The organism is Buchnera aphidicola (Hyperomyzus lactucae), from assembly GCF_005081705.1.
Taxonomy (GTDB): Bacteria; Pseudomonadota; Gammaproteobacteria; order Enterobacterales; family Enterobacteriaceae; genus Buchnera; species Buchnera aphidicola_Y.
In genome coordinates this window covers 263,863-286,517 of the sequence record NZ_CP034876.1, presented here as the reverse complement: position 1 = coordinate 286,517, position 22,655 = coordinate 263,863, and the positions used below count along the sequence as shown (strand labels likewise).

General features: G+C 27.2%; 18 protein-coding genes, 3 tRNA genes, 1 rRNA gene and 1 pseudogene. 10 read left to right on the top strand and 13 right to left on the bottom strand.

The features are described from left to right. The first annotated feature begins 113 nt into the window (after positions 1-113). The 5 genes from lepA to acpS all read left to right on the top strand — a co-directional run bounded on the left by lepA (position 114) and on the right by acpS (position 4,956). Positions 114-1,907 carry a translation elongation factor 4 gene (lepA, locus tag D9V68_RS01325; protein WP_187308327.1) on the top strand — a complete coding sequence of 598 codons (1,794 nt, stop codon included), beginning with the start codon at positions 114-116 and terminating at the stop codon, positions 1,905-1,907. A gap of 15 nt (positions 1,908-1,922) precedes the next feature. Continuing rightward, entirely contained in the window at positions 1,923-2,867 is a 945-nt protein-coding gene (lepB, locus tag D9V68_RS01320) for a signal peptidase I (protein WP_158357587.1), read from the top strand. A gap of 125 nt (positions 2,868-2,992) precedes the next feature. Beyond that, positions 2,993-3,673, top strand: coding sequence for a ribonuclease III (gene rnc / locus D9V68_RS01315; RefSeq protein WP_158357585.1), 681 nt, complete (start codon positions 2,993-2,995; stop codon positions 3,671-3,673). After that, complete coding sequence (gene era / locus D9V68_RS01310) at positions 3,670-4,518, top strand: GTPase Era (protein WP_158357583.1); 849 nt, start codon at positions 3,670-3,672, stop codon at positions 4,516-4,518. The genes rnc and era overlap by 4 nt, the downstream gene beginning before the upstream one ends. Before the next feature lie 57 nt (positions 4,519-4,575). Then, on the top strand, positions 4,576-4,956 hold the full coding sequence (gene acpS, locus D9V68_RS01305) for a holo-ACP synthase (RefSeq protein ID WP_158357581.1): 381 nt from the start codon (positions 4,576-4,578) through the stop codon (positions 4,954-4,956). Positions 4,957-4,958: 2 nt separating this feature from the next. Here the strand turns inward: acpS and tadA are convergent, their stop codons facing one another. Both tadA and smpB read right to left on the bottom strand, forming a co-directional pair. Then, positions 4,959-5,441 (bottom strand): tRNA adenosine(34) deaminase TadA, encoded by a 483-nt coding sequence (gene tadA / locus D9V68_RS01300; protein ID WP_158357579.1) that lies wholly within the window; start codon positions 5,439-5,441, stop codon positions 4,959-4,961. Between the two features lie 16 nt (positions 5,442-5,457). Continuing rightward, positions 5,458-5,946: an SsrA-binding protein SmpB gene (gene smpB, locus D9V68_RS01295; RefSeq protein ID WP_158357577.1), complete on the bottom strand. Its 489-nt coding sequence runs from the start codon at positions 5,944-5,946 to the stop codon at positions 5,458-5,460. 71 nt (positions 5,947-6,017) lie between these two features. On the opposite strand from smpB, the gene D9V68_RS01290 reads away from it, so the two are divergent. Beyond that, positions 6,018-6,296, top strand: a complete 279-nt coding sequence (locus D9V68_RS01290; protein WP_158357575.1) for an RnfH family protein — start codon at positions 6,018-6,020, stop codon at positions 6,294-6,296. Positions 6,297-6,404: 108 nt separating this feature from the next. On the opposite strand, the gene grpE is transcribed toward D9V68_RS01290, so the two are convergent. From grpE to dnaQ, 5 genes are all read right to left on the bottom strand, one after another. Beyond that, positions 6,405-6,980: a nucleotide exchange factor GrpE gene (grpE, locus tag D9V68_RS01285; RefSeq protein ID WP_158357573.1), complete on the bottom strand. Its 576-nt coding sequence runs from the start codon at positions 6,978-6,980 to the stop codon at positions 6,405-6,407. Between the two features lie 102 nt (positions 6,981-7,082). Continuing rightward, entirely contained in the window at positions 7,083-7,568 is a 486-nt protein-coding gene (gene gpt / locus D9V68_RS01280) for a xanthine phosphoribosyltransferase (RefSeq protein WP_158357571.1), read from the bottom strand. 117 nt (positions 7,569-7,685) lie between these two features. Further along, the gene (lpcA, locus tag D9V68_RS01275) at positions 7,686-8,273 is read right to left on the bottom strand and encodes a D-sedoheptulose 7-phosphate isomerase (protein ID WP_158357569.1); all 588 of its coding nucleotides are present in this window, start codon (positions 8,271-8,273) and stop codon (positions 7,686-7,688) included. Positions 8,274-8,353: 80 nt separating this feature from the next. Further along, positions 8,354-8,427: transfer RNA gene (locus D9V68_RS01270), tRNA-Asp, on the bottom strand. A 70-nt stretch (positions 8,428-8,497) separates the two neighbouring features. Then, entirely contained in the window at positions 8,498-9,217 is a 720-nt protein-coding gene (gene dnaQ / locus D9V68_RS01265) for a DNA polymerase III subunit epsilon (protein ID WP_158357567.1), read from the bottom strand. A gap of 40 nt (positions 9,218-9,257) precedes the next feature. On the opposite strand from dnaQ, the pseudogene rnhA reads away from it, so the two are divergent. Beyond that, a pseudogene (gene rnhA / locus D9V68_RS03180) lies at positions 9,258-9,742 on the top strand (ribonuclease HI). 27 nt (positions 9,743-9,769) lie between these two features. Further along, on the top strand, positions 9,770-10,540 hold the full coding sequence (gloB, locus tag D9V68_RS01250; RefSeq protein WP_158357561.1) for a hydroxyacylglutathione hydrolase: 771 nt from the start codon (positions 9,770-9,772) through the stop codon (positions 10,538-10,540). Here the strand turns inward: gloB and D9V68_RS01245 are convergent. The 3 genes from D9V68_RS01245 to D9V68_RS01235 all read right to left on the bottom strand — a co-directional run bounded on the left by D9V68_RS01245 (position 10,522) and on the right by D9V68_RS01235 (position 12,283). Further along, a tRNA-Ala gene (locus tag D9V68_RS01245) sits at positions 10,522-10,594 on the bottom strand. The two genes, gloB and D9V68_RS01245, sit on opposite strands and share 19 nt — an antisense overlap. A 13-nt stretch (positions 10,595-10,607) precedes the next feature. Beyond that, positions 10,608-10,684 (bottom strand) — tRNA-Ile (locus tag D9V68_RS01240). A 53-nt stretch (positions 10,685-10,737) separates the two neighbouring features. Beyond that, positions 10,738-12,283, bottom strand: a 16S ribosomal RNA gene (locus tag D9V68_RS01235). A gap of 367 nt (positions 12,284-12,650) precedes the next feature. Between D9V68_RS01235 and argS the strand changes: the two genes are divergently transcribed. Next, positions 12,651-14,378 (top strand): arginine--tRNA ligase, encoded by a 1,728-nt coding sequence (argS, locus tag D9V68_RS01230; protein WP_158357560.1) that lies wholly within the window; start codon positions 12,651-12,653, stop codon positions 14,376-14,378. Positions 14,379-14,490: 112 nt separating this feature from the next. Here the strand turns inward: argS and flhA are convergent, their stop codons facing one another. Beyond that, a complete protein-coding gene (flhA, locus tag D9V68_RS01225) occupies positions 14,491-16,581 on the bottom strand; it encodes a flagellar biosynthesis protein FlhA (RefSeq protein WP_158357558.1) in 2,091 nt (696 codons plus the stop codon). Next, positions 16,574-17,725: a flagellar biosynthesis protein FlhB gene (gene flhB / locus D9V68_RS01220; protein WP_158357556.1), complete on the bottom strand. Its 1,152-nt coding sequence runs from the start codon at positions 17,723-17,725 to the stop codon at positions 16,574-16,576. The genes flhA and flhB overlap by 8 nt, the downstream gene beginning before the upstream one ends. 266 nt (positions 17,726-17,991) lie before the next feature. On the opposite strand from flhB, the gene D9V68_RS01215 reads away from it, so the two are divergent. Next, positions 17,992-19,722: a proline--tRNA ligase gene (locus D9V68_RS01215; RefSeq protein WP_158357554.1), complete on the top strand. Its 1,731-nt coding sequence runs from the start codon at positions 17,992-17,994 to the stop codon at positions 19,720-19,722. Between the two features lie 130 nt (positions 19,723-19,852). Here the strand turns inward: D9V68_RS01215 and dnaE are convergent. Next, positions 19,853-22,655 (bottom strand): DNA polymerase III subunit alpha (gene dnaE, locus D9V68_RS01210; RefSeq protein WP_261979599.1); only part of this gene is annotated, 2,803 nt, incomplete at its 5' end.

Here is a 22,655-nt window from a genome sequence, read left to right as displayed (position 1 = left end):
ATATTAAATTTATATTTAATAAATTATTTTAATTAAAAAGTCTATAAAAATAATAAAAAATATTTAACTGCATGTTAAAATATATAAAAAATAAATATGGTATAAAAATACATATGAAAAATATAAGAAATTTTTCTATTATAGCCCATATTGATCATGGAAAATCAACTTTATCTGATCGGTTAATACAAATATGTGGTGGTTTATCTGAAAGAGAAATGTCTCATCAAGTGCTAGATTCTATGGATTTAGAAAGAGAAAGAGGCATTACTATTAAAGCTCAAAGTGTTATGATTGATTACAAGAATGAAACTGGAGATATTTTTCATTTAAATTTTATTGATACTCCAGGTCATGTTGATTTTTCTTACGAAGTTTCACGATCGTTAGCGGCATGTGAAGGAGCATTATTAGTTGTAGATGCTACTCAAGGAGTTGAAGCGCAAACTTTAGCCAATTGTTACACAGCATTGGAAATGAATCTAGAAATTGTTCCAGTTTTAAATAAAATAGATCTAGTTAATTCAAATCCAGATAAGGTTGCAGAACAAATAGAAGACATTATAGGAATATCTGCTCTAGATGCTATTAGGTGTTCATCTAAAACAGGACAAGGCATTAAAGAATTAATAGAACGGATTATTACTGATATTCCTTCTCCGAATGGTTCGATAGAGAATCCCCTTCAAGCTTTAATTATTGATTCATGGTTTGATAACTATTTAGGTGTCGTATCTTTAATAAGAATTAAAAATGGAATTTTATTTGAAAAGGATCAAATTCAAGTCATGAGTACAGGAAAAAATTATTTTGTTGAACAATTAGGAGTTTTTACTCCTAAAAAATTGAATAAAAACAAATTAAAATGCGGTGAAGTAGGTTGGATTATTTGCGGTATTAAAAACATTATAGCTGCTCCTGTTGGGGATACATTAACTCAAGCTAAAAATCCTGCAAAAAATGTTTTGATGGGATTTAAAAAAATCAAACCCCAAATATATGCGGGTTTGTTTCCTATGGTATCGGATCAATATAAAACATTTAGAGATGCATTAGGAAAACTTAGTTTAAATGATTCTTCTCTATTTTATGAACCGGAAAATTCTACAGCTCTTGGATTTGGATTTAGATGTGGATTTTTAGGTTTATTACATATGGAAATCATTCAAGCACGTTTAGAAAGGGAATATGGGATTGATTTAATTTCTACTGCACCCACAGTGATTTATAAAGTAGAATTATTAAATGGAAAAATTATTTATTTAGATAGTCCTTCTAGTTTTCCGATGATGACCAATATAAAAAAAATTGAAGAACCTATAGTTGAATGTAATATTTTATCACCTCCTCAATTTCTGGGATCAGTTATTAACTTGTGTATAAAAAAAAGAGGTGTTCAAACTAACATGGTTTATCATACACATCAAGTATCATTAAAATACAATATACCTATGAACGAAGTAGTATTAAATTTTTTTGATGAACTAAAATCGGTTTCTAAAGGATATGCTTCGTTAGAATATGATTTTAAATTTTTTCAATCTGCGAAAATAGTAAGAATAGATATATTAATTAACTCGGAAAAAGTCGATGCATTAACAATTCTCGTACATCATAAATATGCACAATATCGTGCTCGTGAAATAGTTGATAAAATGAAAACATTAATACCTAGGCATCAATTTGATATATCCATTCAAGCTATAATTAATAATTCTATTGTGGCACGTTCGACTATTAAACAATTAAGAAAAAATGTACTAGCAAAATGCTATGGTGGAGATGTTAGCAGAAAAAAGAAATTATTACAAAAACAAAAAGATGGAAAAAGAAGAATGAAAAAAATAGGAAATGTTAATATGCCTAAACAAGCATTTCTAGAAATTTTAAATACTAGTAAAAATTAATACAAGGAAATTAAAATGGCTAATATACTAACTATTTTTTTATTAATTATTACATTTTTTACTGGAATATTTTGGATATTTTATCGTATAAAAAAGATTAAAAATTATTTAATTAATAAAAAAATAATTAAAAAAAATGATATATACCAAAAAAATACACTAAACTTAAACAATCAAATATGTTTTTTTGAATCTTTAGCATCTTATTTCCCAATTTTTTTATTAATATTTATTATACGCTCATTTTTTTATGAACCTTTTCAAATTCCTTCAGGTTCTATGATGCCTACACTTTTAGTTGGAGACTTTATTTTAGTAGAAAAATTTTCATATGCTATTAAAGAACCAATTACACACAAAACATTAATAAATATAAGCCATCCTAAACGTGGAGATATTGTCGTTTTTAAATATCCCCGTGATAATAAAATAGATTATATTAAACGTGTAGTTGGATTGCCCGGTGATAAAATTAAATATGATATTCATAATAAACATATCAAAATATATCCAAATTACTTAAATAGAAACAATTGCAAAAAAAAATTATTTATTAGTTATTCAAAAGCTAAATCAAGTAATTTTATTCAAAAAATATATTTTTTGAATAAAAATGACTTTACAGAAAGAAAAAAAATATATAATTCATTGTATTTTGATATTGTTCAAGAAAATATCGACAACTTAAAACATAATATATTATTCTTAAATAACATTGAAAATCCACAACAAAATTACTATCAACAAAAAAACATGCCTAAGTTAACTTGGATAGTACCAAAGGGTCAATATTTTATGATGGGAGATAGTCGTGATAATAGTCTAGATAGTCGTTATTGGGGTTTTGTGCCCGAGACAAACTTAGTGGGAAAAGCCATTAAAATATGGATGAGTTTTGATAAAAATGAAAATGAATGGCCTACTGGCATACGTATAAATAGAATTGGAAATATATATTAGAAAAAATTATTATAACATAATATAATAATATTTTTATATTGACATGCACTTTCAATTTTATCAAATTTCTATTTTTCCTGTGTTATATGTAGAATCAATTAAAATATTATTGCAATTGGTATAACATGAACTATATAGTAACAAAAAAAATACAAAAAGTATTGGGATATACTTTTACTCATAAAGATCTTTTAAAACAAGCTTTAACACATCGTAGTGCAAGTAGTAAACACAATGAAAGATTAGAGTTTTTAGGTGATTCTATTTTAAGCTTCGTCATTGCTAATGCTTTATATCAACATTTTCCATACATTGATGAGGGCGACATGAGTCGCATGAGGGCAACTTTAGTACGTGGTAATACCTTAGCGGAAATTGCATGCGAATTTGATTTGGGAGAATATTTAAAACTAGGGCAAGGAGAACTAAAAAGTGGTGGATTCCGTCGCGAATCTATTTTAGCAAATGCTGTAGAAGCTCTTATTGGAAGTATTTATTTAGATAGTAATATTCAAACTGTAGAAGAACTGATATTAAAATGGTACGAAAAACGTTTAGAAAAAATAAGCCCTGGAGATACTCAAAAAGATCCTAAAACACGATTGCAGGAATATTTACAATCAAAACATTTGTCTTTGCCTACATATTTTATAGTGGCAGTATATGGTGAAGCCCATAATCAATTATTTACTATTCACTGTAAAGTAAACACTATTTCAGAGTATTTAATCGGGACTGGTTCTAGTAGAAGAAAAGCCGAACAAGATGCGGCACAGAAAGCATTAATTAAATTAGGTGTAGAGTGAACATACAACGAAAATATTGTGGACATATAACTATTATTGGTAAAGTTAATGTTGGCAAATCAACTTTAATAAATCAAATAATTGGAAAAAAAATTTCTATTGTATCAAGAAAAAAAAATACAACACAAAAAAATATTATAGGTGTTAAAACACAAGAACATTATCAAGCTATTTATACAGATACACCGGGAGTATTATTTGAAAAGAAAAATGATCAAATTAACTATAAAAAAAATAACTGCTATAAAATAACAAATAATACAATATTAATTATTTTTATGATCGATCGTATTTTTTGGACTGAACATGATCAAAAAATTTTCAATATAATAAAAAAAAACAATGTTCCAATTGTTATTTTAATTAATAAAATTGATAAAATTTCTAATAAAGTCATTTTATTACCATTTATTGATTTTCTTAAAAAAAAAGTTAATCCCAAAGAAGTTATTCCTATTTCCGCAAAAAAAACTAAAAACATAATTTTGTTAAATAAGATAATTAAATCCTATTTACCTGAAAAATCTCATATATATCCTAAAAACTATATCACAACAAATTCTCAATTTTTTACAGCATCTGAGATTGTTCGCGAACAATTAATATCATTACTAGGTGATGAATTACCTTCTATAGTTAAAGTTGAAATTGTATCTTTTCAAAAAACAGAAAAAAAAGAAGTATATTGTATACGAGCAATTATTTGGGTAGAAAATGTAAGACAAAAAAGGATTGTAATTGGTCGTAATGGAGAGAAAATAAAAAAAATTAGTATGATTTCTCGAAAGAATATAGAAAAAGAATTTCACATAAAAACTCATCTTATTTTATGGGTTAAAAATTAAATCCCCCAAATAAGCAGAATAAAATTAATTGTTTTAATAAAGGATATATTATTAATAATGCCAATTATAGGTATAGGAGCAGATATAATAGAAATTTCACGTATTAAAAAAATTTTTTTTAATTATGGAAATAAATTTGCTAAAAAAATTTTATCTAAGGAAGAATGGAATCAATATGTTCTGAGTAAGAATAATATTTTTTTTCTTGCAAAAAAATTTGCAGCTAAAGAAGCGGCTTCTAAAGCCTTAGGAACAGGAATAAATTACGGAATAACATTTAAGCAATTAGAATTTTATAATAATCAATCAGGAAAACCAAAATTACGTTTTTTAAAAAAAGCTTTAAAAAAAGCTATAGAAATTCAATGTAAATCTATACATGTTAGTATATCTGATGAAAAATTATATGTATATGCTTTAGTTGTTTTAGAGTCTTAACTTTAATTTAAATTATTTAAAGATATATACTTTTCTTGTCTTTTTTTCTGAAAGAAATTAACTAAAATACTAGCACATTCTTTTTGCATAATATTTTTTTCGATGTTTAGTTTATAGTCTTTTTCTGAATTTGAAAAAATATGTTTTAAAGAGCATCTGTCACTAAATGTTTTACAAGGTGTACCGAATACTAAACGTTTAATACGACTATGTATGATTGCTCCACAACACATAATACAAGGCTCTAAAGTTACATATAATGTAGTATTTAATAATCTATAATTTTTTATTTTTTTTGCTGCATTGCGCAATGCTATAATTTCTGCATGTGCAGTAGGATCATTTTGAGAAATAGAATTATTCCAACCAATTCCAAGAATTCTTTCTTCAAAAATTAATACTGCACCTATAGGAATTTCACCTTTTTTTTTAGCATAATATGCATATTTTAATGCTAATTTCATCCATTTTATATCTTTTTTCATATTTTATAAAAAATTTTCAAGACAATAATTTATTTTTTTTAAGTATTTTGAACTTTTCTTTTTCCCATTCTTTTTTTCTTAGTTCTATTCTTTTATCTTGCATATTTTTACCTTTGGCTAATCCAAATTCTAATTTACACCAAGATCTCTTCCAAAACAAAGATAACGAAATTAATGTATATCCTATATTTTTTTTTTTTAAAGATAAAAAATTAATTTCATTTTTATGTAATAATAATTTTCTTTTTCTTGTTGGATTACAAAAAATATGATTTGAAGACATTGGTAACGGTTGGATTAAAGAATTACAAAGATACATCTGATTAAGATGGCTAGTTATATAACTCTCTGAAATATTTATTTTACCTGATCTAATAGATTTTACTTCCCATCCTTCTAACATTAGACCAGATTGAAACACTTCTTCTATAAAATAATTATGATATGCTTTATTATTAACTACAATCTTAGATGATTTTGTATGACATTTCTTTTTATGAATCATGATTTAGTTTATTCCAAAAGTGAAATGAGTTAGAATATTGATTTAGATTAAACTATATTTTTTTTAAAAACATGAACATTATTCAAGTAACAGTTGTTTATGCTTTACCAGACATTCAATATATTTATGAAGTTAATCTTAGATCTAGATCAACAGTAAAAGATGCCATCTTAGCATCAAATTTATTAAAAAAAATAGATAGTATTTCATTACATAATAATCGTGTGGGAATTCATAATAAATTAGTGAATTTAAAATCACACGTAAAAGATGGAGACAGAATCGAAATTTATAGAAATTTAATAATAGATCCAAAAGAAAGAAGAAGAAAAAAAGTATTTTGTTTTTAGAAAATCAAAAATAATTTAAAAAAAATATACAGTTTTTATCAATAAAAATGTTTTATTTTTAGATCTAATAAAAACTGAATATTATTAAATCTAAAAAATGTATAATTTTTATGTTTTTTTCTTTGAAACCATTACCATAGCAGGGCGCAATAAACGAGATTCATGTAGAAGATAGCCAGGTTGCATAACTGTAACTATTTGATTCGATTCCATCTCATCAGTATAATGAATTGACATGGCTTCATGAATTGTTGGATTAAATGATATATTTATATCATCTATTTTTTTTACCTGTAATAAAGTAAAAAATTTTTTTAATAAATCAGAGGTATTTTTTAATTGTTTGAAAATTGCTATATAATTAGTATCAGATTTATTTGTTTCTATTATATTTAATGCACGTTCGATATTATCAATAATAGGTAAGAAATCTATAATTAATTTTTCTAAAGAAAATTTTCTAGCTTTTTCAATTTCTTTATCTAACCTATTATAAACTGATATTATTTCTTTTTCAGTTATCATTTCTACTTCTAGTATTTTTTCTTCAGATTCTTTTAATTGAATTTCTAAGAATTTAATCAAATTTTCTTTTATTAAATTATTATTTTTATTATCGTCTATTGTTATATCTTTATAGTTTTCTTGTTCTTTTTCCAATTTTTTTTCTTCTTTATTTATCATAAATATATCCTTTTTAGTATTTATTTCAAAAAAATATTTATTTAGACTGTATTTTTTTAAATAATTCTATAAAAAATTTTTAGGAAATATGATATTTTTTAATTAAGATATTTTTTTGATTTTATAGTGTTGAATAAGAGGAGCAATATAAGAAATTGACATATCCCATGGTTGTTCGATCCATACATTTTGAGGAATGTCTATAATATAATCATCTACTAATAAACGACCCATAGGTTTCGCAAAAATAGTTACAAAATATGCTTTTGGATATAAATTTCTAATAATTTTCGCAGTACCACCAGTATCTACTAGATCATCTATTACAATAATTTTTTCTCCATTACCTTCTGCTTTTTTAATGATTTTTCTATTTTTCTTTAAGCAATCATAATTATAACTTGCTATACATACTGTATCAACATGTCGTACGTCTAATTCTCTTGCTAATAAAGCGGATGGAACAAGACCACCTCGACTTACAGCAATTATTCCATTGAAAGTATGTATTTTTTTAAGTAATCGATTAGCTAATTTTCTAGTATAAATTTGAAGCATATCCCAAGTAACAATGTATTTCTCACCCATAAAAAGAAATTCCGAAACTATAAAATAGTATTTATTAGAAAGTGGAAATAAGTTGTAATTATTGTAGGATTTTAATTTATTTTTAATATTCTAGAATAGAATTTATTTAAAAATTATTTAATTGCTTGATTTTTTCATTTCTATTTCAATAATTAATATTAATATATGAATAATTTTAATATGCATTTCTTGTATTCTATCTGAATATCCATAGTAAGGAATACAAATTTCTATATCAGATAGTTCTTTAATTTTTCCTCCATCATTCCCCGTTAAAACAATAATTTTCATATTTTTTTTCTTTGATTCTTGTATTGCTTTAATGATATTTAAGGAATTTCCAGAAGTTGAAATTGCTAATAATACATCTCCTGAAGATCCAATACTTTGAACAAAACGTGCAAATACTTCATCATATCCAAAATCATTTCCTACTGCAGAAATATAGCTACTATCAGATATAGAAATTGCTGGATATCCAGATCTTTTTTTTCTATAAACACTAGTTAGTTCTTCTGAAAAATGTGCTGCATCACAGTGTGAACCTCCGTTTCCGCATGATATAACTTTATTACCATTTTTAAATGATTGAGCAATTAATATAGCGGCAGTTTGAATATTATTTATTTGATTATCATCTTTTAAAAATTTATGAAGTATTTTTGATGCGGCATTAAACTCAGAAAAAATTTTTTTTTTATACATAATTTTAAATTTGTAATTTTTTAAAAAATTATTTTTTTATTTAAAAAATATATTAATAATTTTTTAATATTATATTTTTTCGGTGCGGACGGGATTCGAACCCGCGACCCTCGGCGTGACAGGCCGATATTCTAACCAACTGAACTACCGCACCTTTTTAGTATTCCTACATTGTACATATTTTAAAAAAATCAGTCAATGATCTTTTTTATAAAAATAACAAATTATTTCCATAAACATTGACTATTTTTTTTCATGTATTCTAAATATTTTTTATGCGAATTTATTTCTTCTTCTGTAGATCTCAGAATTCTTAAAGAAAATTTTTTTAATCTATCAATTTTTTGTGATTTTGCAAGAAATTTTTTATCATTTATTGTATCATAAGAAAACATACAATCTTGACCACCAGTCATTAAGAGATATAATTTACCTAATAGATAAGAATCTAATATTGCACTGTGTAAATTTCTATGAGATTTATTGATTTTATAGCGTACACATAGAGCATCTAACGTATTTTTTTTTCCAGGAAATAATTTTCTAGCTATTTTTAATGTATCAATAATAGAACAAATTGTATCAATTTTTTCTATTTTTTTATTCCATATAATTAATTCTTGATTTATAAATCCCAAATCGAAAGAGGCATTATGAATAACTAGTTGAGAATTTTTAATATAATTTAAAAAATTTTCAGCTATATCTTTAAATAAAGGTTTTTTTAATAAAAAATCATCAGTAATACCATGAATCTTTAATGCTTCAGGGTCTATCGATCTATTAGGTCTAATATATACATGAAAATTGTTTCCTGTAAAACGACGATTAATGATTTCAACAGCACCAATTTCTATAATTCGATGATTTATATGAGGAAGTTCTTTTTTATTTATACCTGTTGTTTCGGTATCTAATACAACAATTCTTTTTTGATTATTCATAATTTAAAATTTTAAATATAATTTTGGAATAACTTACATCATGTCAAAAATAATTAAAATATTTACAGATGGTTCCTGTTTAGGAAATCCAGGAGCAGGAGGATATGGTACGATATTACGTTACAAATTACATGAAAAAATATTAACTTCAGGTTTTTATTTAACTACAAATAACAGAATGGAATTAATGGCTGTAATATCAGGATTAGAATTTCTCAATCAATCTTGTCTAGTGGAAATTACTACAGATAGTTTATATGTAAAAAAGGGAGTGACTGACTGGATGCCTTTATGGAAAAAAAAAAATGGAAAACGACTAAAAAAAAATGTGTAAAAAACATAGACTTATGGTTGCGTATTAATGCAGCTTTAGAAAAACACTTAGTAACTTGGCTTTGGATTAAAGCTCATATTGGTCATTTAGAAAATGAAAGATGTGATGCAATAGCAAGAAACTCTGCTCACCATCCTTCTATGAAGGATATTTACTATGAAAATAGTAAATTAACAAAGAATATTAAATAATTTTTTATATTAAAGAAGGTTAATATTATGTTTTTAAAAAAAATACCCGTATTAATTGATAATTACATTTGGATTCTTTTTAATACTCATAATTTTTGTATTATTATAGACCCTGGATTATCTGATCCTGTTATACAAGAAATAGAAAAAAAAAAATGGCATCCAATTGCTATTCTATTGACTCATAATCATTTAGATCATACGGGAGGGGTAAAGAAAATTGTCTATCGTTACCCGAACATAACTGTGTTTGGACCCGCTGAAATAAAAAAAAAATATGTTAATAAAATTGTTACTGAAGGTGATAAAATTATTATTTTGGACAAAACATTTCATGTATTTTTTACTCCCGGTCATACTCCGGGTCATATTTCATACTATAGTAAACCATATCTTTTTTGCGGAGACACTCTTTTTTCGGGAGGTTGTGGTCGTGTTTACAAACAAAAATATTTAGAAATGTACTGCTCTTTAAAACTTATTAAATCTTTTCCAAACAATACTATTATCTGTTGTGCTCATGAATATACTTTATCAAATTTACAATTTTCTCTTTCCATTCTTCCTCATGATAAAACAATTCACATATTCTTTAAAAGAATAGAAAATCTAATCAAATTAGGTAGATCTAGTTTGCCCGCTTATATTTTTTTTGAAAAAAAGATTAATTTATTTTTAAAGACAAATGAGTTTTCTTTAAAAAAATCAATGGGATTGAAAGAAAGTTGTACTGATTATGAGGTTTTTGTTAAATTAAGATTAAAAAAAGATTTTTTTATTGGAGCTAAGCGGGATTGAACCGCTGACCTCCTGCGTGCAAGGCAGGCGCTCTCCCAGCTGAGCTATAGCCCCAGATGATTTTTGTTGGTAGGCCTGAGTGGAATTGAACCACCGACCTCACCCTTATCAGGGGTGCGCTCTAACCATCTGAGCTACAAGCCTTCTAATTTTTTATTAGATAATTTGTGTGGGCACTTTCAAAAAGTATAAATTTTTAAGGAGGTGATCCAACCGCAGGTTCCCCTACGGTTACCTTGTTACGACTTCACCCCAGTCATGAATCACAAAGTGGTAGGCGCCTTCCTTTTGAAGGGTTAGGATACCTGCTTCTTTTGCAACCCACTCCCATGGTGTGACGGGCGGTGTGTACAAGGCCCGGGAACGTATTCACCGTGGCATTCTGATCCACGATTACTAGCGATTCCGACTTCGTGGAGTCGAGTTGCAGACTCCAGTCCGGACTACGATTTACTTTATGAGGTTTGCTTGTCCTTGCAGATTAGCTTCTCTTTGTATAAACCATTGTAGCACGTGTGTAGCCCTGGTCGTAAGGGCCATGATGACTTGACGTCGTCCCCACCTTCCTCCGGTTTATAACCGGCAGTCTCCTCTGAGTTCCCGGCCGAACCGCTGGCAACAGGGGATAAGGGTTGCGCTCGTTGCGGGACTTAACCCAACATTTCACAACACGAGCTGACGACAGCCATGCAGCACCTGTCTCACAGTTCCCGAGGGCACTTTTTTATTTCTAAAAAATTCTGTGGATGTCAAGACCAGGTAAGGTTTTTCGCGTTGCATCGAATTAAACCACATGCTCCACCGCTTGTGCGGGCCCCCGTCAATTCATTTGAGTTTTAGCCTTGCGGCCGTACTCCCCAGGCGGTCGACTTAATGCGTTAGCTTCGGAAGTCACTTCTCTTGGAAACAACCTCCAAGTCGACATCGTTTACGGCATGGACTACCAGGGTATCTAATCCTGTTTGCTCCCCACGCTTTCGCACCTCAGTGTCAGTATTCGTTTAGGAGGCCGCTTTCGCCACGGGTATTCCTCCAGATATCTACGCATTTCACCGCTACACCTAGAATTCTACCTCCCTCTACGATACTCTAGCATTTCAGTTTCAAATGCAGTTCCCAGGTTGAGCCTAGGGCTTTCACATCTGACTTAAAAAACCACCTACGCGCTCTTTACGCCCAGTAATTCTGATTAACGCTTGCACCCTCCGTATTACCGCGGCTGCTGGCACGGAGTTAGCCGGTGCTTCTTCTGCGGGTAACGTCACGAAATAAAATTATTAGTTTTATTTTTTTCCTCCCCGCTGAAAGTACTTTACAACCCTAAGGCCTTCTTCATACACGCGGCATAGCTGCATCAGGCTTGCGCCCATTGTGCAATATTCCCCACTGCTGCCTCCCGTAGGAGTCTGGACCGTGTCTCAGTTCCAGTGTGGCTGGTTATCCTCTCAGACCAGCTAGAGATCGTGGCCTTGGTAGGCTATTACTCTACCAACAAGCTAATCTCGTCTGGGTTCATCCAAAAGCATGAGGCCAAAAGGTCCCCCACTTTAGTTTTTCAACATTATGCGGTATTAGCTACCATTTCTAGTAGTTATCCCCCTCTTTTGGGTAGATCCCCAGATATTACTCACCCGTTTGCCGCTCGCCGACAAGAAAGCAAGCTTTCTTTCGCTGCCGCTCGACTTGCATGTGTTAGGCTTGCCGCCAGCGTTCAATCTGAGCCATGATCAAACTCTTCAATTGAAAAACTTTTCTTAAAGAAGAAAATTCTTTAAGAATTTAAATAATAAAAAAAATACGTTTTGTACTTAATTGTCTGTGCCCACACAGATTATCTAATATATTTTTAAAGAGCGGTTTTTAAATTTTGAAACTTTAGATTAAGAGACTACATTCTTTTCATTATGTTGTCAACCTTTTTAATAAAAAAATATAAAAAATTTTTAAAGTTGTAAAAATGATGTTTAATAAGTAATTTAAAAAATATAATATATATTATATATAAGCATAAATAATCGTTTATTCTCTCTCAGAGAATTATAAAAAATATATATTAATTTTTTAAACAATCAATAAATAATTTTTCACTTTTTGTAAAAGGTTTTTAAAAATGAATTTAAAAAATATAATAAAAAAAGACATTCAAGATGTTTTAATTTCAATTAGTTCTATAAATAATTGTGAACCACTTATCACAGCAAACAAAAAAATAAAACTAGGTCATTATCAAGTTAATAACTTAATCAAAATAGCTAATATATTAAAATTAGAACCATATGAATTATCTAAGATAATAATTTTGAATATTAAAAATAAGCATATATATAAAAAGATAACATTTTCTCAACCAGGTTTTATTAACATTTTCATTCGTCATCAATGGATATCTGAACAATTAGAAAAAGTTTTTATTTCATCTCGACTCGGTATACATTACGCTAAACCTAAAAATATTGTCATAGATTACTCTTCTCCAAATATTGCAAAAGAAATGCATATCGGACATCTACGCTCAACAATAATTGGAGATGTTATAGTAAGAATTCTAAGTTTTTTAGGACATAATGTTATTCGAGCAAATCATATTGGTGACTGGGGAACACAATTTGGAATGTTAATTGCATACTTAGAAGATCAAAATCTACAAAAAAATAATTTTTCCCTTGTTGAACTTGAAAAAATTTATTGTAAAGCAAAAAAAAAATATGATAGTAATAAATTATTTTCAGAAAAATCTAGAAAATACGTCGTAAAATTACAAAATGGAGATCAATATTGTTATGCTATTTGGAAAAAATTAGTATCTATTACTATGCTAGAAAATTATAAAATATATAAAAGATTAAACGTTACTTTAAAAGAAACTGATACTATGGGAGAAAGTTTATATAATAAAATGCTTCCTGATATTATTCAAGATCTTAAAAATAAAAAAATAGCAGTTGAAGAAAATGGTTCTACTATTGTTTATTTAAAAGAATTTAAGAATAGATTAGGAGAATCTATGGGTGTAGTGATTCAAAAAAAAGATAAAGGATTTTTGTATTCTACTACAGATATTGCTTGTTTTAAATACAGATATGAAAAACTACATGCTGATCGTATTATATACTATACTGATTCCCGTCAACATCAACATTTAATACAAGCATGGACTATAGCTAAAAAAGCTAATTATATACCTGAAGATTTTGTATTAGAACATCATATGTTTGGCATGATGTTATCAAAAAATAAACAACCGTTCAAAACAAGGGATGGTAATACCATAAAATTATCTGTACTACTTGACGAATCTATAGCAAGAGCTACACATTTAATTAAAGAAAAAAAACCTAAATTATCTAGAAAAAAACTAATACAATTAGCGAAAATAATAGGTATCAGTGCAGTAAAATATTCTGATTTATCTAAAAATAGAAATACAAACTATATTTTTGATTGGGATACAATGCTAAGTTTTGAAGGTAATACAGCCCCCTATATACAATATGCATATACAAGAATTATTTCTATAATAAAAAAATCTGAGATACGTGTAAATAAACTAAAAGAAAAAATTTCTTTAACAGAAGAGAGTGAAGTTAATTTATCTATTAAGCTACTAGAATTTGAAGAAACTATTCTATTAATTGCTCAAAAAGGTACTCCACATATTATGTGTAAATATCTTTATCAACTTGCCACTTATTTTTCTATTTTTTATGAAAAATGTTCTATACTTTTTTCTAAGAAAATAAAAATACGTAAAAGCAGACTGAAATTATCCATTTTAACAGCTAAAACATTAAAAAAAGGACTGAATATGCTAGGAATTAAAATTTCTCAAAAAATGTAAAATTAAATAAAATGTATTTTTTTGTTTTAAAAATTCAGCAAGGTGAGGAAATAATGTAGTACTAAAATGTACCACTTAAAACCACACCAATCTGTATTAAAATTTAAAAAAATTAATTCTTTCCAATTATATTAGTGATCTTTATTTTTTTGATTTCTTCAATTTCCATATAAGATAAAACAGTTAATTCTGGAAGGCTTTGTCTTAGAAATCTTGATAAAAAATACCTCAGAGGATGTCTAACTAATAATACAAGAGGAGAACCTTTTAGTAGCTGTTTTTTAATAGCTTCTCTAGTCTTTACTAATAAAGTTTCAGATAAAGTGGGTTCTATAGTATTATTTCCTGATTGTAAAGTATTTAATAATAGTTGTTCTAAATTTGATTCTAACCCTATTATTTCGATAATATCTTTTTTATTAAATAATTTTTGTATGATTATTTTTCTTAATGCAATACGAACTATACTAGTTAATTCATCAGGATCTTTTTGAATTTCTGCATATTCTGATAATGTTTCTACAATAGTTCTCATATCACGTATCGGAACATGTTCTAATAATAAGTTTTTAAGAACTTTATGAAAAACTGTCAAATTAATTAAATTAGGAATTAAATTTTCAGTTAATTTAGGTATGTGTACAGCAACATGCTCTAATAATTGCTGAGCTTCTTGACGACCAAATAACTCATCAATATGATGAGAAATTAAAAAGTTTAAATGAGTAGAAATTACAGTACTAGATTCTATGACAGAATAACCTTTTTTTTGAGCTGTATTTTTAAAATCTTCATCAATCCAATAACCTGATAATCCAAAAGTAGGCTCATGTACTTTTTCAAAAGGCAAAGATTCTGTTTCTCGACCCGAATTAATTGCCATAAAACGTCCATAAAAACATTTACCTTTACCTACTTCTACCCCTTTAATAAAAATACGATACACATTGCCTGATAAATTCATATTATTTTTAATATGTACGAGTGGAGGTAAAAATCCGATTTCTTGAGCAATTTTTTTACGTACTACACGAATTCTATCTAACAAGTCACCTTTTTGATTAATATCAGTCATTGGTGTTAATTTATAGCCAATTTCTATGCGAATTGGATCTTCTAGTGCAACATCATTCCAAGAAGCTTCTGAAATTGAGTCTTGTATTAATTTATATTTTTCACTAGAATTTAAAAAATTATTTTCTAAATAATATTGTTTTTCATACAACCACCAAGAAAGTATAAATAATAAAACTGTAAATATTAAAAATATAATATTCGGCATTCCGGGAACCAAACCAAGAATACCTAATACTATTGCACTTAATAAAATAACTTGAGGATTATAAAATAATTGACTGACTATTTGTTCGCCAACATTTTGATTAGTACTAACTCGTGTTACGATTACACCTGCCGCAGTAGAAATAACTAAAGCTGGAATTTGAGCCACTAAACCATCACCAATAGTTAATAATGTATACACTTCTACAGCTTTATTTAAAAGCATATGATGCTGCATTAAACCAATAATCAAACCTCCTAATATGTTAATAATCATTATTAGAATTCCAGCAATAGCATCTCCTCGAACAAATTTACTTGCACCATCCATAGAACCATAAAAATCTGCTTCTTGTGTTATCTTTATACGACGTTTTTTAGCTTGATCTTCACCAATTAAACCTGCATTTAAATCAGCATCAATTGCCATTTGTTTCCCTGGCATTGCATCCAATATAAATCGAGCACCAACTTCTGCTATACGACTAGCCCCTTTGGTGATTACCATAAAATTAATAATAACCAAAATTATGAATACAACGATTCCAATGGCAAAATTACCACCAACTAAAAAATGACCAAATGATTCAATGACTCTTCCAGCTGAATTAGTTCCAGTATGACCTTGTAAAAAAATAATACGAGTAGAGGCGACATTTAGAGCTAATCGTAATAATGTAGAGAAGAGTAAAATTGTTGGAAAAGCAGTAAAATCTAAAGTATGACGAGTAAACATGGAAACAAGCAAAATGATTATAGATAAAGCAATATTAAAAGTAAAAAAAACATCTAAGAAAAAAGGTGCCAATGGTAAAACCATCATCGCTAAAATCATTAAAATAAGTATCGGACCAGCAAGTACTTGCCATTGAGTCGTTTTTAAACTTTTTATCACACGGAAAAAAGAAGAAAAATTAATCATTAGTTTTATATTCCCCTGTAAAAGTTAATTCTGATGGAACTGATATATTTTGAGGTTGTTCAGGAAAAATTCCACCTTCTTTTTTCCATTTTCGCACTTTCCAAACCCATGCTAAAACTTCTGCGACAGCTTTATATAAAGCGTCTGGAATATATTTTCCTATTTCAGAATAACGATATAATGAACGAGCTAATGATGGAGCGGAAATAATAGAAATATTATTTTTCAAAGCTAAGGTTTGTATTTTAATAGCTGTTTCACCTATACCTTTTGCTATTACTTTAGGTGCATGCATTTTATTTTCATCATATTGAAGTGCAACTGAATAATGTATAGGATTGGTTATAATTACATCAGCTTTAGGAACATCTGCAATCATTCTCCTACGTATAGCAGCTTTCATTTCTTGACGAATACGCATTTTAATACTTGGATTTCCTTCTCTTTCGCGGAATTCATCTTTTATTTCTTGATGAGTCATTTTTAATTTTTTATAATAATTAAATTGTTGCCAAATAATATCAAAAAAAACAATGGGAACTAATCCTAGTATGACTAAAATGCAAGAAGATGCAATAATATTGAATCCATGAAATAATGAAGAAATATAATCTTCATTAATTAATTTTAATATTTCGGGAAAAGAAAACCATATATACCAACAAGATATACTTCCAACTATAAATAGTTTTGTTGTTATCTTAAAAAATTCTATTATTATTTGAATAGAAAAAATTTTTTTTAACCCATTAAATAAATTTAATTTTTTAAGATTAAACTCTAATGAGTTCATATGAAATTTAATACCACTCAAAATCATTGGAGGTATAGTGATTATAATTAATAAAGAGATTAAAAATGGAAAAAAAACAAATAACATGTCTTGAAAAGATATAAATATTTCTAATAAAGTATTTTTTTCATCTAAAATATTATTTCTATTAAAACAAAAACCATTAAACATTATATTGCTCAAATGATAAATAATTAAATCTCTGCACTTCCATAAACTTATAAAGCCAACTAATAAAATCAACAAAGAATTTAACTCTCTAGAATATCTAGTTTTTCCCTTTTTGCGAAATTTTTTAATACGATGCTCGGTGGGATTTTCTGTTTTTTCCTCGTGTGTATTATGATTCATTTTAAATGTTTTTAACCATTATTTTGTACATGAAAAATTTATTAAACCTCTCTATCAAAAAAAAAACAAGTGAATTTTATTAATCATTCAAATAAATCAGATATATTTTTTTTGAATATAAATATAGTATGTATTTGTATTTAATTTAAAAAAAAAGTATTTAAAATAAGATTTTATTATATAATATAGTTATATTCACTATTAAAAACAAAGTTTTTCAAAAAATTTTTTTTGGATTAAAACTTTTATTTTTGAGATATTAGTAAATGCGCACAAGTCAATACTTATTATCAACTTTAAAAAACATACCTCATGATGCAAAAATTATCAGTCATCAACTAATGTTAAGAAGCGGTATGATCAGAAAAATATCTTCAGGTTTATATATTTGGCTTCCTACTGGAATTAGAGTATTAAATAAAATCAAAAATATTATTCAAAAAGAAATGAACAAAATTAATGCATTAGAAACATCGATGCCAATTATACAACCTGAAGAATTATGGAAAGAAACTGGTCGTTTAAATGTATATGGAGAAGAGTTATTAAGATTTTCTGATCGTCATAAAAAAAACTTTATTTTAGGACCTACTAATGAAGAAATTATTACTGATTTTATAAGAAGCGAAATCAATTCATATAAAGCTCTTCCACTTACAGTCTATCAAATACAAACAAAATTTAGAGATGAAATACGTCCTCGTTTTGGAATAGTTCGAGCAAGAGAATTTACTATGAAAGATGCCTATTCTTTTCATGCCGATATAAAATGTCTAGAGAATACTTATGATAAATTTTATCATAGCTATATAAATATATTTAATAAAATAAAATTAGATTTTTGTGTTGTAAAAGCTGATTCAGGTTCTATAGGAGGTAGTACTTCTCACGAATTTCAATCCTTTTCTAAAAATGGTGAAGACGAAATCGTTTTTTCTGAAAATAGATCATATTCTTCAAATATGAATATGGCTAAATCCATGGAAACAATTAATTTTTTTAAAAATAAAAATCAATATAAAATTATTGAAAAAGAAAAAAGCAATAAATCTATGATTCATTTCGAACAAAATACTGTATTATTAACTAATTGTATTAAAACCATTTTAGTTCGAACTGAAATTAACAATATCACTTCAATAGCGGCATTATTAATACGTGGAGATCATGAATTAAATTTATTTAAAGTAGAAAAAATTGATATTCTTAAAAAGCCTTTAGTATTTCTCGAAGAGAAAGAAATAATTGCATTTATGGGAGTAACAAAAAAGTTCTTAGGACCTTTGGGGTTAAAAATACCTGTTATTGCTGATATTTCTACTTTTCAAATGAAAAATTTTACTATAGGTGCTAATGTTAAAAATCATTTCTTTATTAACATAAATTGGGGTGTTGATTTACCTATACCAATAATTAAAGATATTAGAAAAGTAACCAAAAAAGATTGGAGTCCTGATGGATCAGGATATTTAAATATTAAAAAAAGTATTGAAATTGGTCATATATTTCAACTTGGTCAGCAATATTCTAGAAAAATGAAAGCATTTGTTAAAATGAAGAACGGAAATCAAGAAAATTTATATATGGGATGTTATGGTATAGGAATCACACGGATTGTAGCAGCTGTTATCGAACAGAACAATGATGATAATGGGATTATTTGGCCAAATTCTATAGCACCTTTTGAAGCAGTTATTTTACCTATAAATATGCACAAATTTATTGAAATAAAAAAAATAGCCAATATTATATATCAAGAATTTAAAAAAAATGGCATAGATGTAATCTTGGATGATCGAAATGAACGACCAGGAATTATGTTTAATGAGATGGACTTAATTGGTATTCCTCATCAAATAATCATCAGTACTAGCTCCATTAATAATGGTAGTGTTGAATATCGTGCAAGAAAGAATAAAAAAATTGTTTTCGTAAAAATTGGAGAAATAACAAATTTTATGGTTAAACACTTGAAAACTAAAAGAAATAAACAATAATCATTTTTATGAAAATAAATGTTAATAATCAAAATTGAATATATTTTTTGAATATTAAAATAATTTATTTAAGATACAGTCATAAAAATAAAGTATCTTCTAAAAAAATATTATCTCAGTACATATTTTTTTAATGAAACTCCAACTTTATTTTTTTTGATCCTACTATTTTTTTTAATTCATGCAAAAAATCATCGGTAATAATCACAAACCATTTTTTGTTTAATGCTAAATTAAAAAAAACTCTTTTTTTATAGCAATAAAAAAATACAGGAATATTTCCTTTAGATTGTTTATCTAAACATGCACGTAACTTATTCAAAAAAAATAAATCTTGTTTGTCTTGATTTAATATAATTATTAATTTATTTATATGTTTTTTTCTTGCTATATTCAGATCCATAAGATCATTTGCGATTATTTTAGTATATGCATTGATAAAATTAACATTTAAAATACCTTTTACAAACAAAATTTCATTTAATTTTAATAAAGATTCATATACATCCAATAAACTTGTAAAAATTATCACTTCTATACGACTAGTATTATCATCTAATATTAAAATAGCTATACGATTATTATTTTTAGTGGTCTTAACTTTAATAGAAACTATTATTCCTGCTACTAACACTGTTCTATTTTTTTCAATAAATTTTAATTTTGATAATTTCATACCATTTAAATAATGTTTTAGTTCTTCAGAATATTGATCGATAGGATGTCCTGTAAGATAAAACCCTAATACTTGATATTCGTTTTTTAATTTATTTTTTTCAGAACAAGATAAGTTGACAAAATTATTTTTTTTTACTTGGTTTAATTCGTCTTTGAAAACACCAAAGAGACTTTCTTGTTTAAAATGTTTAATTTTAACAGATTCTTTTGAAGATTTTATAGCATCATCAATAGATTGAAGTAAATAATTTCTATTTTTATTAAAACAATCACAACTTCCAGACATAATTAATTTTTCTAAAATTCTACGATTAATCTTATTTGAATCAAGACGAATACAGAGATCAAATAAATCATGAAATTCTCCATTTTTTTCTCGTTCTTGCACAAGATTATGTATTGAATTTTCCCCTATTCCTTTAATTGCACCAAGACCATAAACTATATTTTTGTCATTTTTTACATAAAATTCATATTTACTTAAGTTAACGTTTGGAGGTATAATTTTTACTCCTATATTTAAAGACTCATGAATTAACGTTACTATTTTTTCTGTATGATCTATATCAGATGTCATCGCTGCAGCCATAAACTCAGCGGGATAATGTGATTTTAGCCATAGAGTTTGATAAGATACTAAAGCATACGCTACAGAATGGGATTTATTAAACCCATATCCCGCAAATTTTTCTAATAAATCAAAAATTTTTATTGCTAATTTTTTATTTATACCATTTTTTAAAGCTCCCGCTTCAAATATAGAACGTTGTTTTGCCATGTCTTTTGCGTTTTTTTTACTCATGGCTCGTCTTAAAATATCCGCACTTCCTAAAGTATAACCTGCTAAAATTTGTGCTATTTGCATGACTTGTTCTTGATACAGAATAATACCGTATGTCGATTCTAGTATCGGCTTCAAGAGTATATGCTGCCATTTATGATCAGGATATGAAATATTTTCACGCCCATGTTTTCTATTAATAAAATTGTCAACCATTCCAGATTGCAAAGGACCAGGTCTAAAAAGAGCTACTAAAGCAATAATATCTTCAAAACAATCAGGTTGTAATCTTTTAATTAAATCTTTCATACCGTAAGATTCTAGTTGAAAAACACCATTGGTTTGAGCACTTTTTAATACATCAAAACATTTACTATCATTAAGAGGAATTGAATTAATATTTATTAATTTTTCTTTACTATAGTTTAGTTTAAAATTAATCATTTTTACTGTACTATTAATAATAGTTAAGGTGCGTAAACCAAGAAAATCAAATTTTACTAATCCCACATATTCTATATCATTTTTATCAAATTGAGTTACAGGATTATCACCTTTTTCGTCGCAATATAGTGGACAAAAATCAGTAATTTTAGTCGGTGAAATAACGACACCACCTGCATGTTTACCAACATTCCTATGTATTCCTTCTAGTTTTTTAGCAATATCAATTAGATTTCTAACATCTTCATTATTTTTATACAGATTAGATAGTTTAGATTCCTTTAAAAAAGCCTCTTTTAATGTGATCCCAGGATCTAAAGGCACCATCTTAGATAATTTGTTAATAAAACCATATGGATATCCTAACACTCGACCTACATCTCGAATAACAGCTTTTGCAGTTAATGTGCCGAAAGTAATAATTTGAGCAACTGCATTTCTACCGTATATATCTGAAACATGATCAATTACTTTATCACGTTTTTCCATACAAAAATCAATATCAAGATCAGGCAATGAAATACGTTCTGGATTTAAAAATCGTTCAAACAAAAGATCGAAAGAAAGTGGATCTACTTCTGTGATATTTAATGCATACGCCACAAGAGAACCTGCACCAGAACCTCTTCCTGGACCAACTGGTATATTATTATCTTTTGCCCATTTTATAAATTCCATAACAATTAAAAAATACCCAGGAAAGCCCATTTTATTAATTATATTTAATTCCATATCTAAACGATTTTTATATCTATTTAAAATACGTGCATATTTTTTATGATCTGAATTTCTAGAGTTTAACCTATTTTCGATACCTTTATATGCTTGCGTAATTAAATAATTTTCAACACTGATTTTACCAGTTGGAAACTGGGGTAAAAAATATTTCCCTGAAAATATAAAAACATTACAGCGTTTTGAAATTTCTACACTATTAATAAGTGCTTCTGGAATATCTGCAAATAGATCACACATTTCTTTTTCACTTTTCAAAAATTGCTGATCACTGTAATTTTTTTGAATTTTTGAA

What these genes read in the sequence shown, in the direction of transcription:
- tadA (WP_158357579.1), bottom strand. Translation starts at nt 5,441, where the DNA reads ATGAAAAAAGATATAAAATGGATGAAATTAGCATTAAAATATGCATAT.
- rnc (WP_158357585.1), top strand. Translation starts at nt 2,993, where the DNA reads ATGAACTATATAGTAACAAAAAAAATACAAAAAGTATTGGGATATACT.
- flhA (WP_158357558.1), bottom strand. Translation starts at nt 16,581, where the DNA reads ATGATTAATTTTTCTTCTTTTTTCCGTGTGATAAAAAGTTTAAAAACG.
- D9V68_RS01215 (WP_158357554.1), top strand. Translation starts at nt 17,992, where the DNA reads ATGCGCACAAGTCAATACTTATTATCAACTTTAAAAAACATACCTCAT.
- lpcA (WP_158357569.1), bottom strand. Translation starts at nt 8,273, where the DNA reads ATGTATAAAAAAAAAATTTTTTCTGAGTTTAATGCCGCATCAAAAATA.
- grpE (WP_158357573.1), bottom strand. Translation starts at nt 6,980, where the DNA reads ATGATAAATAAAGAAGAAAAAAAATTGGAAAAAGAACAAGAAAACTAT.
- gpt (WP_158357571.1), bottom strand. Translation starts at nt 7,568, where the DNA reads ATGGGTGAGAAATACATTGTTACTTGGGATATGCTTCAAATTTATACT.
- argS (WP_158357560.1), top strand. Translation starts at nt 12,651, where the DNA reads ATGAATTTAAAAAATATAATAAAAAAAGACATTCAAGATGTTTTAATT.
- dnaQ (WP_158357567.1), bottom strand. Translation starts at nt 9,217, where the DNA reads ATGAATAATCAAAAAAGAATTGTTGTATTAGATACCGAAACAACAGGT.
- smpB (WP_158357577.1), bottom strand. Translation starts at nt 5,946, where the DNA reads ATGATTCATAAAAAGAAATGTCATACAAAATCATCTAAGATTGTAGTT.
- gloB (WP_158357561.1), top strand. Translation starts at nt 9,770, where the DNA reads ATGTTTTTAAAAAAAATACCCGTATTAATTGATAATTACATTTGGATT.
- acpS (WP_158357581.1), top strand. Translation starts at nt 4,576, where the DNA reads ATGCCAATTATAGGTATAGGAGCAGATATAATAGAAATTTCACGTATT.
- lepA (WP_187308327.1), top strand. Translation starts at nt 114, where the DNA reads ATGAAAAATATAAGAAATTTTTCTATTATAGCCCATATTGATCATGGA.
- lepB (WP_158357587.1), top strand. Translation starts at nt 1,923, where the DNA reads ATGGCTAATATACTAACTATTTTTTTATTAATTATTACATTTTTTACT.
- D9V68_RS01290 (WP_158357575.1), top strand. Translation starts at nt 6,018, where the DNA reads ATGAACATTATTCAAGTAACAGTTGTTTATGCTTTACCAGACATTCAA.
- flhB (WP_158357556.1), bottom strand. Translation starts at nt 17,725, where the DNA reads ATGAATCATAATACACACGAGGAAAAAACAGAAAATCCCACCGAGCAT.